At 41.9% G+C, this 504-nt stretch carries 1 protein-coding gene; it reads right to left on the bottom strand.

The genetic code is table 11. The features are described from left to right. On the bottom strand, positions 1–504 hold a 504-nt coding region (locus tag I6E74_RS14295; protein WP_197126773.1), incomplete at both ends, for a transposase.

Raw genomic sequence — 504 nt, 5'->3', positions numbered from 1 at the left:
GAACCCTTTTATTTCACCTTTAGGTGTCGGAATTTGAATAAGCCTTGCTTGCCATGTATCACCTAGGTAAGGGGCTGATTTTTTAGCTTGTGGCGAAATAGGCATTGTTATTAAGTGGTCGTAATCGCTAAATGATTCCGTTATTTCATAGCGCATTTTACTTTTGATGGGCGTAAGCCAATGATGATTTTCGCTAACACCTTGCCAGCTCGTGAATAGTTCAGCCGAAAAGAAACCTCTATCAAATAGAGTTAGTGAATGTTCAGGTGCTGAGCCAACAAGCTGTTGAGCATAATGAATTTCACTTTGGGTAATGGGGCCAAATGCTGCATCGGATATTAAATGCGTTCTTGTCGACATCAAGGTTACAGCAAGTACTGAGGGGAAGTTCGTTGTCGATTGAGCATAGCCAAAATGACGGTTACTCGGCGTATCTTGGGTTTTAAATTGTGTACCGTCAACGCTTAGCAGCTTTAAACCACACACGTCATCAAAAGTTTGCGA

Origin of the sequence: Salinibacterium sp. SWN139, from assembly GCF_015864625.1 — a bacterium.
Lineage (GTDB): Bacteria > Actinomycetota > Actinomycetes > Actinomycetales > Microbacteriaceae > Rhodoglobus.
The sequence above is the reverse complement of the archived record's forward strand: the minus strand, read 5'-3'. Positions and strand labels throughout refer to the sequence as shown.